15 protein-coding genes and 1 other RNA gene are annotated in these 14,124 nt (G+C 43.4%); 5 read left to right on the top strand and 11 right to left on the bottom strand.

The genetic code is table 11. The features are described 5' to 3' along the window. Nucleotides 1-11: 11 nt before the first annotated feature. On the bottom strand, nucleotides 12-971 hold the full coding sequence (locus FTU45_RS05015) for a penicillin-binding protein activator (protein ID WP_180076043.1): 960 nt from the start codon (nucleotides 969-971) through the stop codon (nucleotides 12-14). A 10-nt stretch (nucleotides 972-981) separates the two neighbouring features. On the opposite strand from FTU45_RS05015, the gene rsmI reads away from it, so the two are divergent. Further along, nucleotides 982-1,824, top strand: coding sequence for a 16S rRNA (cytidine(1402)-2'-O)-methyltransferase (gene rsmI / locus FTU45_RS05010; RefSeq protein ID WP_005096362.1), 843 nt, complete (start codon nucleotides 982-984; stop codon nucleotides 1,822-1,824). A gap of 88 nt (nucleotides 1,825-1,912) precedes the next feature. On the opposite strand, the gene FTU45_RS05005 is transcribed toward rsmI, so the two are convergent. From FTU45_RS05005 to FTU45_RS04975, 7 genes are all read right to left on the bottom strand, one after another. Beyond that, on the bottom strand, nucleotides 1,913-2,167 hold the full coding sequence (locus FTU45_RS05005) for a hypothetical protein (protein ID WP_005171865.1): 255 nt from the start codon (nucleotides 2,165-2,167) through the stop codon (nucleotides 1,913-1,915). A gap of 175 nt (nucleotides 2,168-2,342) precedes the next feature. Continuing rightward, a complete protein-coding gene (locus tag FTU45_RS05000) occupies nucleotides 2,343-3,590 on the bottom strand; it encodes an FAD-dependent monooxygenase (RefSeq protein ID WP_180076042.1) in 1,248 nt (415 codons plus the stop codon). Then, nucleotides 3,587-4,795 (bottom strand): 2-octaprenyl-6-methoxyphenyl hydroxylase, encoded by a 1,209-nt coding sequence (ubiH, locus tag FTU45_RS04995; RefSeq protein ID WP_180076041.1) that lies wholly within the window; start codon nucleotides 4,793-4,795, stop codon nucleotides 3,587-3,589. Before ubiH ends, FTU45_RS05000 begins: the two co-directional genes overlap by 4 nt. Before the next feature lie 117 nt (nucleotides 4,796-4,912). Next, nucleotides 4,913-5,818, bottom strand: a complete 906-nt coding sequence (yddG, locus tag FTU45_RS04990) for an aromatic amino acid DMT transporter YddG (RefSeq protein WP_180076040.1) — start codon at nucleotides 5,816-5,818, stop codon at nucleotides 4,913-4,915. Nucleotides 5,819-6,296: 478 nt separating this feature from the next. After that, entirely contained in the window at nucleotides 6,297-6,536 is a 240-nt protein-coding gene (locus FTU45_RS04985) for a DUF378 domain-containing protein (RefSeq protein ID WP_180076039.1), read from the bottom strand. A 292-nt stretch (nucleotides 6,537-6,828) separates the two neighbouring features. Then, nucleotides 6,829-8,163 (bottom strand): Xaa-Pro aminopeptidase, encoded by a 1,335-nt coding sequence (pepP, locus tag FTU45_RS04980; RefSeq protein ID WP_005096353.1) that lies wholly within the window; start codon nucleotides 8,161-8,163, stop codon nucleotides 6,829-6,831. A gap of 128 nt (nucleotides 8,164-8,291) precedes the next feature. Continuing rightward, nucleotides 8,292-8,924: a UPF0149 family protein gene (locus FTU45_RS04975; protein WP_005096352.1), complete on the bottom strand. Its 633-nt coding sequence runs from the start codon at nucleotides 8,922-8,924 to the stop codon at nucleotides 8,292-8,294. A gap of 64 nt (nucleotides 8,925-8,988) precedes the next feature. On the opposite strand from FTU45_RS04975, the gene FTU45_RS04970 reads away from it, so the two are divergent. The 3 genes from FTU45_RS04970 to ssrS all read left to right on the top strand — a co-directional run bounded on the left by FTU45_RS04970 (nucleotide 8,989) and on the right by ssrS (nucleotide 10,108). Beyond that, on the top strand, nucleotides 8,989-9,546 hold the full coding sequence (locus FTU45_RS04970) for a hypothetical protein (protein WP_005096351.1): 558 nt from the start codon (nucleotides 8,989-8,991) through the stop codon (nucleotides 9,544-9,546). Further along, entirely contained in the window at nucleotides 9,543-9,830 is a 288-nt protein-coding gene (locus FTU45_RS04965) for a cell division protein ZapA (RefSeq protein WP_004279505.1), read from the top strand. Before FTU45_RS04970 ends, FTU45_RS04965 begins: the two co-directional genes overlap by 4 nt. Before the next feature lie 97 nt (nucleotides 9,831-9,927). After that, nucleotides 9,928-10,108, top strand: a non-coding RNA gene (gene ssrS, locus FTU45_RS04960) — 6S RNA. 189 nt (nucleotides 10,109-10,297) lie between these two features. Here ssrS and FTU45_RS04955 read toward each other — a convergent pair. The 3 genes from FTU45_RS04955 to FTU45_RS04945 all read right to left on the bottom strand — a co-directional run bounded on the left by FTU45_RS04955 (nucleotide 10,298) and on the right by FTU45_RS04945 (nucleotide 13,026). Beyond that, nucleotides 10,298-10,459, bottom strand: a complete 162-nt coding sequence (locus FTU45_RS04955; RefSeq protein WP_005096350.1) for a YqaE/Pmp3 family membrane protein — start codon at nucleotides 10,457-10,459, stop codon at nucleotides 10,298-10,300. 308 nt (nucleotides 10,460-10,767) lie between these two features. Beyond that, nucleotides 10,768-12,045, bottom strand: a complete 1,278-nt coding sequence (locus FTU45_RS04950; RefSeq protein WP_257223952.1) for a sorbosone dehydrogenase family protein — start codon at nucleotides 12,043-12,045, stop codon at nucleotides 10,768-10,770. Nucleotides 12,046-12,543: 498 nt separating this feature from the next. Beyond that, nucleotides 12,544-13,026 carry a VOC family protein gene (locus FTU45_RS04945; protein ID WP_171063357.1) on the bottom strand — a complete coding sequence of 161 codons (483 nt, stop codon included), beginning with the start codon at nucleotides 13,024-13,026 and terminating at the stop codon, nucleotides 12,544-12,546. A gap of 419 nt (nucleotides 13,027-13,445) precedes the next feature. Here FTU45_RS04945 and FTU45_RS04940 point away from each other — a divergent pair, with 419 nt between their 5' ends. Then, complete coding sequence (locus FTU45_RS04940; protein WP_005171883.1) at nucleotides 13,446-14,027, top strand: 5-formyltetrahydrofolate cyclo-ligase; 582 nt, start codon at nucleotides 13,446-13,448, stop codon at nucleotides 14,025-14,027. Nucleotides 14,028-14,124 lie beyond the last annotated feature (97 nt).

Here is a 14,124-nt window from a genome sequence, read left to right as displayed (position 1 = left end):
CTCTTTCCCTGTTAGAGCAGCTTTACACCTGTGCCACTGTACTGAAAACATTGCGGAGTACGCTGGACACCGTGTTCAGTGATCTGAATCCGGCCGGTTCTGCCCTGAAATTCAATCGTTTGCAGCCGCGGCTGAGATAAATACTGCTGGGTGATGTGCCAGGCATCGCCGCCAAAAGCAATCAGGCGCTGATAAGACAGATTAACCGGTTCCTTGGCATAAGCTTGCAGCACATCCGGCCAATCCGCTAAGTAAAGCACTGGAACATCACAAAACTTGATCCCTTGTGGCAGCTTGTGCTGTTCGCTCATGGCATTGGCTACGGTATACATCCGTGAACGATTTAATTCAGGCATGACAGCCATCCATTCTGCATTGCCCAGAAACAATAATCCCTGCTTGGGCATTAAAAATCGTGGTGGTTTATCTACGATTTTAAATTTCAGATCACTCTGGCTCAGCAAGGACATCAACAACAGTTCATGCTCCGCTTCACTGCCCGGCTGGCGTAAAATCAGCAGTTGCCGAATCCCGTCTTTGAATAAAAGTGCTTTTAAGGCAGCGGCATCATCTTTCTTGGATAGACTGAACTGCCAGACATTGGGAGAGACATCAGCCACTTCATTCAGGCTGAGGGTACGTACTTTGGGTTTGCTGTGCAGCAGTTGTTCCACGTCGCTACGTGCCAATGGCCCCACCACCATTCTGGTCTTTTTATTGACATGCTGTTTAAGTAGCTGGGAGATATTTTTCTGATTGGCATTGACCCATTTCAGCGGAATCTTGTGTCCTGAAGCGGTATAGGCACTGAGAAAACCCTGTTTGATACTCGATGCAGCTCGCGCCAAAGGCCCGGATTCGGGTAGAATGATCAACACTTCTGCTTGAACGCTGCTGATGCAGCTGACTAAACACAAGCCTAATATTTTATTTTTCATCTTCCATTTTTTATTATTCAATTTATTCCACATGGAGAAACCTATGAGTGCTCAGTTATTTGTTGTTGCGACTCCAATCGGGCACTTAGATGATATTAGTTATCGTGCAATTCAGGTGTTGAAGTCGGTGAGTCTGATTGCTGCTGAGGATACACGAACTTCGGCACAGTTGCTTAAACACTTTAATATTCAAACACCTTTGACTGCATGTCATGAACATAATGAAAGCAACAAAATTGAGCAGCTGATCCAGCGTCTGCTCAATGGCGAAGATATGGCCCTGATCAGTGATGCTGGCACGCCCCTGATTAGCGATCCTGGTTTTAAATTTGTTCGGGCTGCTCAAGCGCATAATATCCGTGTTATTCCTGTGCCCGGTGCTTGTGCTGCGATTGCGGCCTTAAGTGCGGTCGGCTTGCCGAGTGACCGTTTCAGTTTTGAAGGCTTTCTGCCATCCAGACAAAGTCAGCGCCTGCTGAATCTGGAAAAACTCAAAGATGAAACCCAGACCTTAATTTTCTATGAAGCACCGCACCGGATTCTGGAATGCGTTAAAGATATGGCGAGCATATTTGGAGCAGACCGTCCTGTTGGCTTCGCGCGTGAAATTACCAAGACTTTTGAAACCATCAAGAAAATGACTTTAGGTGAACTGGTCGAATTCATTGCTAATGATCATAATCAGCAAAAAGGTGAAATTGTTCTGGTGATTGGCGGAGCAACCGAAGAAAAAGATCTGGATCAGGAAAAGCTGGATAAATTATTGAATCGCTTATTACAGGATCTGTCAGTCAAAGCAGCTTCACAACTGGCAGCAGATTTAACCGGTATCAAAAAGAAAGTGGCTTATCAACGTGCTTTAGAACTGACATCAGCCAACGATTAATATTCTAGCTATCTATCACTTTTATTTTTGCAAAAAAAACACCACAACTGATGTGGTGTTTTTTTATAAAGCCAAGTCAAGGAATGACTTATTCTTTAGCTACTGACTCATCTGCCGGTACTTCAACGATACGGCCGCCACTTGCGAGAAAAGCCGCAATTTCGTCTTCAAGTGCCTGACGCTTCTTTAACTTTGCAGTCACTGTCAAAGTTTCAGCTTCTGCAAGATCGTTATCATTGACGACCTCTGTACTCTCTGTTGCGCCTTTTTCAGCTGCTTTTGCTTCATCATCGTCAACGATTGAATCTTCAACGTCGTCGTCATAATCATTCATGTCTGTCATTTGCATCTCCCCCAAAATGAGCGCTCGCTTTGTATTTAAAGCCAGGTGTCGAATTAAGTGAAATTTAGCAATCTATGTGGCATTCGCCTAGTACCAAATATTAAAAAATCGTATTTTTTTTAAACAAAATCGTTACTCTTTATGGATGTTTGTTTAAAAAATTTACATTTCAACGTTAAGCTGCATAGCGTGTGTCTTTAAGTAAACTCAGACCATTGGCCTGTGCCATAAATGCATCTTTTAACATTGGCTGATTTTCTACCTGTTTCAGACCGAAATTACGTGCCCAAACCATCGGGAAAAATGAAGTCGTTTCCATCCAGCCAATCGCAGACATGCTGTGCATCATGGCATCGTTTTGTCCTTTACGGCGGTGCTCATAACGCTTCAGGCTTTGCTCATGTGCCCAAACACCACGTGACTGATCATGCAGCAATACATCACAGAGCACGGCAGCATCCAGACAGCCAATATTCACCCCTTGACCTGCCAGCGGATGAATCACATGGGCAGCATCACCAATCAAAGCCAGACCATCTTGAACATAGTGTTGGGCGGCACGTGCTTTTAATGGAAAAGTCGCACGTGGTGTCGCTTGTACGACCTCACCGAGCATATGATGACTTTCACGGGTCAATAGCTGTGTAAAGTCAGCATCTGACAACCCTGCATATTCTTCAGCATAATCATCCGGCAAAGTCCAGACGATGGATTGCCAATGTCCCTGCTCTTCTTTTTTTAAGCTGGCCATCGGTAAAAAAGCCAGAGGGCCAGTTTCCAGAAAAATCTGGCGCGCCATATGCTGATGGGGCTGTACAGTTTGAATCGCACAGCTGATCCCGGCCTGTTTATAGTCCAGTACATCAATATCGATGAAAGCTTGCTCACGGACAAAGGAGTTGGCACCATCTGCACCAATCACCAGCTTGGTTTTAAGCTGTGTGCCATCGGCCAGATGAATGATCCAGACACCGACTCCGCGTTCTACCCGGCTGACTTTAACTTCGGTACGGTAATCCTGTACAGCGTCAAGCATCTTTTGCTGAATAGCCAGATTCAGGATACTCGGTTCCACCATCGAACCTAAGGCCTGTTCTACTGAGGGTATTTTTTCTGAAGGCTGGCCGAAATTAATATCACCATAGCCATTTTTATTCCAGACCTGCATACCGGTATAAGGCTGCTGACGTGCCAGTTTTTCCCATACACCGACTATTTTTAATAGGTGAATGGTTGCCTGACTCAGCGCCAAAACACGTGGATTCGCTACACCTAATGCCTTATCTGCATCTAAAATTGGGGCAGCGTCTAAAACTGTAGGCTGCACACCACCTTGCGCCAGCAGAAGTGCAGTCAGTCCACCAACCAGTCCACCGCCAATAATGACCACATCCAAGATTTCGTTATTTTGATTTAAGCTCATGCTTTTAATCCCATGGCATAATTCGCAACCAGGGGTTTAATGCCTGGAATATTTTCAAAGCAGATTAAGCCTGTGTTACGCATCAGTTTGAGGAATGGATTCTGGTTACTAAAACCGCGTACCACTGAATCACAGAATTTAATGACCCGCTGCTGATCTTTCAGGCGTGATTTTTCGTAGTCCTGTAGCATGGCTGCATCACCTAAATCAGCACCCTGCTCAAGCTGCTCTGCCAAATAGCGATTAAGCACATAAGCATCGCGCATACACAGGTTAAAGCCCTGTCCGGCTACAGGATGGATGGTATGTGCAGCATTGCCCATCAATACCACACGGCCAACGGCCTGTTTTTCTGCCAGGACTTGAGACAATGGGAAGCTAAAACGGCGACCGGTTTTCTGGAATTTTCCGGCACGATCGCCATAGGTCTCTTGCAAGGCATCAAGAAAATGCTGATCATTTTCATCGCCCAACCATTCACCTTCTGTGCCTTTTTTTATCGGCCAGACAACGGAACGGCGATATTCACCCGGCAATGGCAATAACGCCAAAGGGCCTAAATGACTGAAACGCTCAAAACCGACATGACCATGGGGCTTCGAGGTTTGTACTGTAGTCACGATCGCGACCTGATTATAATCGTGTTCTGAAGTACCAATGCCCAATGCTTTACGGCAGAAAGAATCACGACCGTCTGCGGCAATGACCAGTTTAGATTGTAAAGTCAGCTCAGACTCACCACGCTGCGCCTGAATATAAGCACAATCGGCATCTTGGGTCAGCGATGTGACTTGTACACCATCAATCAGTTCAATCAGCGGCTGTTGTTTCACTTGGGTCAGCAGCACACGGCCGAGCCAGGCATTTTCAATCACCTGACCGAAACTTTCGACTTTTTCCTGTTCTGCTTTTAGGCATGCCTTACCAAAGCTGCCTTGTTCGGTAATATTGACTTCCAGAATTGGTGTGGCATGTTGCTGTAGTGCATCCCAAAGGCCGAGTTCCTGATAGATCTGTACACTACGGCGCGACAAGGCACTGTTACGCGCATCAAAACTGGAATGATACGGGGCAAGATGTTCATCATCATAATCTGGATATTTGATGGCTTCCAAAAGTTTGACTGCAATATTGGTTTTCGCCAACATCAGTGCGAGGCTTAAGCCCACCATACCACCACCGACAATGATGACTTCTTGTTGCATGCTGTAATCCTTTCAATGTCGTATCTAAGTCAATAGATACTTATAATCATGATGGATTTTATATTAGCTCAAAAAAATTCTTTTTTATAATGAAATAGCGTGTCTCGCCTCTGATGTTTATTGTTTCCGGGTGGCCAACCAGCACAGAATTGCTCCAGCCGTAACCATTGCCACACCCTGCCAAAAACCAAAAGACAAAGACGTACTCAGCAATAATGCTGCAAATAAAGCAGATAACACCGGAGTAAAATAGGAAGCACCCGCCATTAATGTCATGTTTCCAGAAATAATTCCAATATTCCAGGCACCATATCCCAAACCTAAAGCTCCGGCTGCCATAATCAAAGTGACGGTATTATCATAAGTAAAATTAAGCGCTGCTCCATTCATCAGGAAATATTTGATCCAGAGCACAACCGCAGCAAGGGCAAAGAATATCGTGACCAAGTTTTTACCTTGAGAAGTTTTTACGGTCACGGAACAATATGCAGCCCACAAAACCGCTGCAGCAAAAGCTAAACCATAACTAAGAGGATTAGCTTTCAAATTGCTCCATATTTGTAAGAGATCAAAGCCGGTATCTCCGCCTAAAACCCAACAAATTCCAACCAAGGCCAATAGGCAACCAGGAAGAATTAAGAGATTGGCTTTAACGTTGTTAAAAATGATTGCAAATAATAAGGTAAAAGTCGGCCATAGATAATTAATCATCCCTACTTCAATGGCTTGCCGACTATTTTGAGCATAACCAATAGAAAGGGCAAAACATAATTCATAAGCAACAAATAAAAGACTTCCCCACCATAAATAAGGCTTTGGAATAGTAGAAAGCTTGGGTAGACTGATGGTAAAAAATAAAATAATGGATGCCATACTGTAAATCAGGGCAGCACCTGCGACCGCTCCAAAACTCTCACTGACACTACGAATTAAGCCAACATTCGTACTCCAGAAGATGACCGCAGAAAGACCAATTAAAGTCGCGACATTTCGATTAAATACCGGTAGAGCGTTTAAGAGCATGGGCTATTTACTCAGAATCAAAGATATTCAGATATATGCTTTTGTAGTTTTAAAGATTAATTTTTCGACTCATTCAGATCATGCAATGAATCAGAATGATAGTAAATAATGCAGACTTAAATTTTAGATAAGAACTGTAACTTTCAGCTAAATTTATAGTTTTGTATGACTAAAATTGGCACAACATTTATTTTTTTAAATCGTCGCTTAGCTTTTAAGGAGAACTAAGATCTACAGCTTGGAGGTAAAAAAATCATTTGTTTATGGACGTTTTTTCCTCATAACTCCGCTATTTTATGGCTATCCAAACACCCAAAATGCCGTCTCTGTCAGCCAGTCATCTAGCTCAAATCACCATAATAAAAACGGAGCCTCAGCTCCGTTTTATTGATAACTATTCCATCCACTCAAGCCGAATTTTAATTATTTAAAATCAACCTTGTAGGGATGTAAGTCATATAGATTAATCGTTGGCGTATTAACGCACCACTCGGCTATGCGGCTCAGTGTGATGCACTGTTTTTCCTAATTTCGTACCGGTATAGATCAGGTACAATGCCGACAAACCAACCAGTACATAAACAATTCGAGAAAGCGCAGTCATATCACCAAAGATTGTAGCAACCAAATTAAAGTCGAATGCACCAATTAAACCCCAATTGATGCCACCAATAATTGTTAAAGCGTAAGCAATCCAGTCAATCGTATTTAGTCTCATAAGTCTTCTCCTGCTGTTCTTTAAGTTTATTTAAGGATCAGAGAAAGTATGAGAAGCAAAGCGCATTTAATATGTAGCTTTGATGCTAAAAACCGATTTTCTGTGTTGAATTCCTGTCAATTTTTAAGCTGCAAATTTTAACTGGGTGAGTTTTATTTGACTTGTTCGTGATAAATGTAATTGAAATCTTTTTTACTATCGTTGCGCAATCTCTCAAAAGATCTGGCTTCAAATCTATTAGAGCAGTCATAAAAAAAGCCGATCTAAGGATCGGCTTTTCATGTCTCTAAAATTAAGCAGCCTGTGCTTTCGCCATTAATGCTTCAATGTCTTCTACCGTTTTCACGACTTTCGCGGTTAACACCAACGGGCCATTTGCAGTGGCCACGACATCATCTTCAATCCGGATGCCAATGCCACGCCATTTTGCATCCACAGTTTCATCATCAGGTGCAATATATACACCCGGCTCAACGGTGACCACCATGCCTTCTTCATACGGACGCCATTCACCATCGACCTTATACGCGCCAACATCATGCACATCCATACCAAGCCAGTGACCCGTGCCATGCATGTAGAACTGGCGGAAAGCTTCTTTTTCTATAATGTCGTCGATATCACCTTGCATCAAGCCAAGATCAAGCAGACCTTGCACCAGGATGCGCACAGCAACATTGTGCGGTTCTTTATAGGAGTTGCCAATTTGCACGGCATTGATCGCAGCGATTTGAGCATCCAGTACCACATTATACAAGGCTTTCTGTTCCGGACTGAATTTACCATTCACTGGAAAGGTACGGGTAATATCTGAAGCATAAAGCTGATATTCAGCCGCGGCATCAATCAGTACCAAATCACCATCTTTCAGTGCCTTATCATTTTCTACGTAGTGCAGGATGCAGGCATTTTCACCGCCACCGACAATACTGTTATAGGCCGGAACACCGCCATTCTTGCCGAAAATATAATTCAGCTCGGCTTCGAGTGCATATTCCATCATGCCCGGACGTACTGCTCGCATCGCTTGAGTATGTGCATCTGCCGAAATATCTGAAGCAATTTGCATCAGTTCAATTTCATTGTCATCTTTATGCAGACGCATTTCGTCAATAATACGATCCAGTTGAATCACTTGAGCAGGTGCAGACGTACCACGCCGGCTTTCACCACTTGCAGTCGCAATCCATTTCGCTACACGTGCATCAAAATCCGCGTTGTGGCCAATGCGATAAAATAACTGGTCTTTATTTTGTAATTTTTCCAGAATTCCTTCATCTAGCAGATCAATCGGATAGGCTTCATCTGCATCATAATCCTGCATCGCCCCATCAATCCCTGCACGATAGCCATTCCAGATTTCCATTTCCCGGTTACGTTCCCGGCAGAATAAACTATAGCTATAGCCTTCTTCTTCAGTGTCAAAGGTTTCAATCACAGCCACAGCTTCAGGTTCTGAAAATCCAGTTAAATAGAAGAAACTACTGTCTGCACGGTATTTATAATCTGCATCACGGTTACGCATCGCCACCGGACTGGTCGCGATAATCGCAATACTGCGTAAACCAATTTCCCCTGCGAGAATACTGCGACGTTCCTGAAAATCAGCTTGTGTTAATTTCTTCATTACACCTTACTTCTTGTCAATTCATGCTTTTATTGAAATTTTCTCTTGAAAACAGAACATATATTCTAATGAAACAGCAAAATATATGCCTGATTTCAAGCAGTGTGATGACATAGCTAACTATTTAGTTAGCTTGGACGTTTAGGCGAGAAAATTTCGACCACGCTTTGCGCCTCTGTAGCAGAAACCTGAGGCTGCACTTTTTGTGTCAATTGCTGCAAGAGTGGCGTTTCCTCAACCTCCACTTTCTTACGTCCCAAAGACAGGCTCACTGGAATCAGGCGCACAAATTCATACAATTCCTGATAGCTTTCTTCACCTTCGGCATCATCGTCTGAGTCTTCAAATTCAACCGCTGCAACATCTTGTAAATGTTCAATCAGTTCTACTTCGTCCTGACGAATATGACCAGAAGCCAGACCAAAACCTAACACCACGCCTGCGCACCAGTCCGCCAATGCCTGCACACGTTCTGAGAGCACATGCTCATCATCTGGAAGCAAAGGTAAATAATCCAGTTCATCTTCAGACAATGCATGGAAAACATCTTCAGCTTCGCCAGTCAACAGTTCTAATGCTTCGGCATCCAGTTCAGGCACATCCAGTGTTTCTAAAATCTGTAACCATTCTTCACTGCTCGGTGCCTGGGTGACACAAACAATCCCGGTCAGCAAACCATGCAGTTCACTCGGGCTAGAAATTTCCTCAATTGAAGAAAAATTGCGGTGCCATTCGGTCCAACCTGAAATATCGTCTTGCATTCGTTTATCCAATCTCTATACTGCTTATATATTACCTCTGTTTGCAACACTGTGCGACCTCGATATGTTAGAAGAATTACAGCGTCTACAAGTGCAGATTGGCGTGTTAAAAACGCGACTCGCACGGCTTGAAAGTGAGAATTCCAGTTTGCGCGAAGAGCAAGACTCTTCCATGGTGCAACATCAACAGCAAATTGAACAAAAGAACAGCGTGATTGCGCAAAAACAACAAGAAAATGAACACCTGACCGAACAGCTGACAGATTCTCGTGCCCAGTTTCAACTGCTCAATAATGATGCAACTGCACTGGCAGACCGTTATGGCCGTCTGGAAAAAAGCTGTACCGATCTGAAAAACCGTTTTCAGGAAATTCTGGCTGAACGAAATGAACTGCGGGTTTTGAAGGAAAAGATGCTGATCGAACAGCGTCAAGCCCAACAGGAAATTCAGCGCCTCAATCAGGAATCTGAGCGTTTAACCCAGAAAAATGAAAATGCCAAAGCCAAAGTTGAGGCGATTATTCAACGTCTGGCAATTCTCGGCACTGCGCAGGATCATCATGCACAAGAAATCCAACAACTGGCCCATCCGACTGAAGTAACTGAGGAAGCCTCATCATGAGTGAACAAATTGCAATTGATCTCAGAGTATTGGGGCATAGTTTCCGTTTGGCCTCTACTCCTGACAAGCAGGAAGAATTAGAGCGCGCGGCACAGTTATTGAATGATAAATACGATGAATTTCGTCGTAAAGCACCACGCATGGAACCCAGCAAGCTGATTATCATGGTGGCACTTGAGCTGATGCAGGAAGTCTTGAACATGAACAGATCACTTCAACAATATGCGCATTGCGAGCGTTTGTTACAAACCATTTTAGAAGAAGTTGAGGAACTAACAGAATAATCTCATATTCTGTTTAAACTTCGGCCATTTGGCTGAACTGTTTACAGTTCATGAACAGCATAGAGTTGCCACACCGACATTATCGTTTATAATTAACTTATCTCTGAGGTGTTCGCCAGCGGGTCTATATCCCTGCCGATACTTATATCTCCGGATGCGTTCTGCATATTTAGAGTGTATGCCTGCCTTCGTGCAGGAAACCCAGCAAGTATGCGTCGCGTCCACCTTGAACTCATCGGGTTCAGGGTAACGACATGCAGCGGCATCTTCGGAGTACTTTAATTTTTTGCTTAAAATATACTTATAATTCTCTTAAAATCCTTTCTAAACTTTCTCTCAGTTTTATATTTCAGTATTTATCTCGGTCATTTCTCAAAGTTCATTTTATTCATACCATTATCTGGTAGGCCTATAAAATGCTTAACAAGAAAATCGCTTTAACTTTCTTTTAAATACACATTGAATTTTCAAGTTATTTGATCTCGATCTAAAATAAACATGGCCCAGATTGCGGCAGGAATCCAGCCTAAAATTGAAATCTGCAGCATGAGACATATTGTTGCTTCAACCGGTTTGTGAATGGTCATAAATAAGGACCAGGGGAAAATAAAGGCAATCATCAACTTCATTTTAAATACCCTCTTGTGTTCGTGTTTGCAATTTTAATATCCAGTTTTTACTGGACTCTGTGTTCGCTCTTTTTAGTGTTATCAAAAAAAATATGCATGCTGTATCATTCTAAAAAACATCTCAAAAGCCTAATTCAGTTAGCTTAAATGCAGCTTAAAAATTATTTTAAATCAGCTTGGCGAACTTATATTTTCAGTTATCGTCTTGACGTTTTTATGAAAAAGACCTTGCTTTCACTCGCGCTGCCCAGCAGCTTTCACTCGACTGAAACCCCTCATCTTTGGGCTGTTTAGGTGAAAACTGATTGCTACTTGGCAGCCGTATTCAAGGGTGATACCCGCCAAATCACGTCACCGACATCATCAGCCACTAAAATAGCGCCTGCAGAATCTACGGTTACACCAACAGGGCGCCCAAATGCTTTGCCCTGCTCGCTTAAAAATCCGGTTAAGACATCTTGAGGCTGACCGAAAGGCTGGCCATTTTGAAAGGGAACAAAAATCACTTTATAGCCACTATGCGGTTTGCGGTTCCATGAGCCATGCTGGCCAATCAGTGCACCATTTCGATAATGAGGCATTAGATCTGCTGTATAAAAACTTAAGCCCAATGATGCTGTATGATTACCCAAAGCATAGTCTGGTGGAATTGCCCGTGCCACCCGTGCAGGGTTTTGCGGCTTGACCCGTGTATCTACATGTTGGCCATAATAACTATAGGGCCAGCCATAAAAAGCACCGTCTTTAACCGAGGTGAGATAATCTGGAACCAGATCATTGCCGAGCTCATCACGCTCATTGACTACCGTCCAGAGTTTGCCACTCTGTGGTTGCCAGTCCATACCATTCGGATTACGAAGTCCGGTTGCAAAAGGTCGTGCTTGAGTATTGGCCAGGTCAAATTCCATGATCAGTGCCCGACCTTCTTCTTGATCCAAGCCATTTTCAGCTACGTTACTGTTGGAACCTACCGTAATATAGAGTTTGCTGCCCGTAGGATCGGCAATGACATTTTTGGTCCAGTGATGGTTTAAACGACCCGCCGGTAAATCCAGTACTTTGGTGCCGGTTGCAGTAATTTGAGTAGCACCTGCTTGATAAGGAAAGCGCATCAGGGCATCAGTATTGGCCACATACAACATATTGCCGACCAGTACCATGCCAAATGGAGAGTTGAGATTCTGTAAAAATACAGTTTTTTGTTCAGCGACTCCATCACCATTATTGTCACGAAGCAGACTAATGCGGTTAGCACTCGGATGCGATGAGCCGGCTCGCTGCATTACCCATTTCATGATTTTGCCTTTAATTCCTTTGCTATCATCAGGCTTAGGTGGTGCATCGGTTTCGGCCACCAGCACATCACCATTTGGCAATACATAGAGCCAGCGCGGATGCTGCAACCCTTTGGCAAATGCCTGAACTTTTAAACCTGTAGCCGGAGTGGGTATTTTGCCCTCAGGCCAACCTTTGGCAGGTGCAATATTGACTGTAGGCAGCAAGCTGGATTTTGGTTTGGGTAACTGTGGCTGGGAACCATAACTGTCAGCAATTGGCGACTTGGATGGCATAGTACAAGCCGTCATCGCCAGCAGAAGTGCCAAGCCTGCACCAGGCAAAAAAAAGTGAACCGGCTGAATAGGCATTTTTATCTCTTGTTATTTTTTATCGTCATCGACTTACTTTAAAAAACAATTAGAGATGCCACTAGTGGCTTGATGTTTTTTCTGGTTATGAATTGGTTATCAGTTTTGAAGTAGATTTGTTTTTTTGTCGTAGCAGCATGATACACAAGAGCTAAAAGAATTCTGATCAGTCATTCGATTCAGGGATTGTTGTAGTTCATCCAAGCACAGCTCCGTTTTAAGGTTTCATATACTGTTCAAAATAAAAGCCCATCTTTTGATGAGCTTCTACGTGCAGATTAGACCTGAATGATCATAAACCTAGAGAATCTATGAATAAGAGAGTCGGATATTCGTCTGAAATACTTCAAAAACAATTAAGGGAAGTCCTCCAAACAGCTGGGTAAGATTGTGCTACACAGCCAGATCCACTGGAATGAAAGATAAGATCCGTGGCTCTCAACCACGAAATGCCGCTTCAATCGCGGAGATGTCAATTTTCTTCATGGTCATCATTGCATCAAAGGCGCGTTTGGCGGCGGCACGGTCAGAACTGGTCACTGCCTGAATAAGCACAATTGGTGTAATCTGCCAGGAAATGCCCCACTTGTCTTTACACCAGCCACACTCGCTTTCCTGACCGCCATTGCCAACAATTGCATTCCAGTATCGGTCGGTTTCTTCCTGATCTTCAGTTGCCACCTGAAATGAGAATGCTTCGTTATGCTGGAATGCCGGGCCACCATTTAGTCCAATGCAGCTAATACCCAGCACCCTAAAGTCAACGGTGATGACATCGCCTTCTTTTCCAGAAGGATAGTCTCCGGGTGCAAGGTTGATCGCGCCAATTGAGGAGTCAGGAAATGTCTCGGCATAAAATCGTGCAGCAGCTTCAGCGTCGTTATCATACCAGAGGCAGATGGTGTTCTTCGCAATATTCATCATGTTCAATCTCCATTGATTTAGGTCTTACGCGCTCTGCCTAGGCACAATGTGTTAGATCTATTGGGTTAATCAGAGATCTGATCCCTTATCTATAATTCACTCAAAAACACAAAAAATCGATTTTAGATTTGTACCTTTATTAATCAAAATCTGTTTCATGATCATCAAAATGATGACTTAAAAACGCATGCTTCACAGAAAATAAAAAAATTATGACATTTTAAGCAGCCAATAATTCAATGCCTTTAATTGACCAATTTTAATCAAGTTTTTAGAGATGAGATTCATTATGAAATTTGCTGAACTTAACCAAGTTGCTACCTCGTCATATGAGAATCAAGATCACAATTATTTTTTACTTTTCCCGAATTCCCACTTAGACTAGAGCACACTTTTGTCAGATCTGCTTTTGCCCTATGACCATTCAAGAATTAAGAAGATACCTGCGTAAAACACGTCGTCATCTTTCTAAATTTGAGCAAAGGCAAGCTGCACAAAAAGTTTTAAATCGCCTTATACGTAGCCCGCAATTTATTCATGCCAAGCACATCGGCATTTATCTGCATGCTTTTGGTGAGATTCATACCCACACCATTATTGAACGCTGCTTTAAACTGGGCAAACAGGTCTATCTGCCTGCGATTTGCGACATGAATCAACAGCTGGTCTGGATCCGAATCAGCCAGCATCAATATCGCAACAAGCGCTTTGCCTATCATCGGCTGGGAATGCGGGAGCCCATGACGACACGTGGTACTCATGTTTCTAAGCTGGATTTATTGATCATGCCGCTGCTGGCCTGTGATCATTCAGGGACACGCATTGGGATGGGTGGCGGTTTTTATGATCGAACCCTGGCTTCTGCGCCCGGGCTTCCATTCCGTCTGGGACTGGCGCATGACTTTCAACTGCTTAGCCAGTCCTTAAAACGGGAAAAATGGGACCAACCCTTGGATGCTCTTATTACCCCGACAGTTTTTTTAGCTTTCAAACGCTAATTTCTCAACTTCCCTGTTGTGAACTACTTTAAAATCACATAATTAGTCATTTTTCATACAATTTAATCTTAACGCCCCTTGTATTTTTTAAATTACC

This window comes from Acinetobacter sp. YH12106, assembly GCF_013418995.1.
Classification (GTDB): domain Bacteria; phylum Pseudomonadota; class Gammaproteobacteria; order Pseudomonadales; family Moraxellaceae; genus Acinetobacter; species Acinetobacter pseudolwoffii.
This window is presented reverse-complemented; position numbering and strand designations above follow the sequence as displayed.

What these genes read in the sequence shown, in the direction of transcription:
- FTU45_RS05015 (WP_180076043.1), bottom strand. Translation starts at nt 971, where the DNA reads ATGTGGAATAAATTGAATAATAAAAAATGGAAGATGAAAAATAAAATA.
- rsmI (WP_005096362.1), top strand. Translation starts at nt 982, where the DNA reads ATGAGTGCTCAGTTATTTGTTGTTGCGACTCCAATCGGGCACTTAGAT.
- FTU45_RS05005 (WP_005171865.1), bottom strand. Translation starts at nt 2,167, where the DNA reads ATGACAGACATGAATGATTATGACGACGACGTTGAAGATTCAATCGTT.
- FTU45_RS05000 (WP_180076042.1), bottom strand. Translation starts at nt 3,590, where the DNA reads ATGAGCTTAAATCAAAATAACGAAATCTTGGATGTGGTCATTATTGGC.
- ubiH (WP_180076041.1), bottom strand. Translation starts at nt 4,795, where the DNA reads ATGCAACAAGAAGTCATCATTGTCGGTGGTGGTATGGTGGGCTTAAGC.
- yddG (WP_180076040.1), bottom strand. Translation starts at nt 5,818, where the DNA reads ATGCTCTTAAACGCTCTACCGGTATTTAATCGAAATGTCGCGACTTTA.
- FTU45_RS04985 (WP_180076039.1), bottom strand. Translation starts at nt 6,536, where the DNA reads ATGAGACTAAATACGATTGACTGGATTGCTTACGCTTTAACAATTATT.
- pepP (WP_005096353.1), bottom strand. Translation starts at nt 8,163, where the DNA reads ATGAAGAAATTAACACAAGCTGATTTTCAGGAACGTCGCAGTATTCTC.
- FTU45_RS04975 (WP_005096352.1), bottom strand. Translation starts at nt 8,924, where the DNA reads ATGCAAGACGATATTTCAGGTTGGACCGAATGGCACCGCAATTTTTCT.
- FTU45_RS04970 (WP_005096351.1), top strand. Translation starts at nt 8,989, where the DNA reads ATGTTAGAAGAATTACAGCGTCTACAAGTGCAGATTGGCGTGTTAAAA.
- FTU45_RS04965 (WP_004279505.1), top strand. Translation starts at nt 9,543, where the DNA reads ATGAGTGAACAAATTGCAATTGATCTCAGAGTATTGGGGCATAGTTTC.
- FTU45_RS04955 (WP_005096350.1), bottom strand. Translation starts at nt 10,459, where the DNA reads ATGAAGTTGATGATTGCCTTTATTTTCCCCTGGTCCTTATTTATGACC.
- FTU45_RS04950 (WP_257223952.1), bottom strand. Translation starts at nt 12,045, where the DNA reads ATGACGGCTTGTACTATGCCATCCAAGTCGCCAATTGCTGACAGTTAT.
- FTU45_RS04945 (WP_171063357.1), bottom strand. Translation starts at nt 13,026, where the DNA reads ATGAATATTGCGAAGAACACCATCTGCCTCTGGTATGATAACGACGCT.
- FTU45_RS04940 (WP_005171883.1), top strand. Translation starts at nt 13,446, where the DNA reads ATGACCATTCAAGAATTAAGAAGATACCTGCGTAAAACACGTCGTCAT.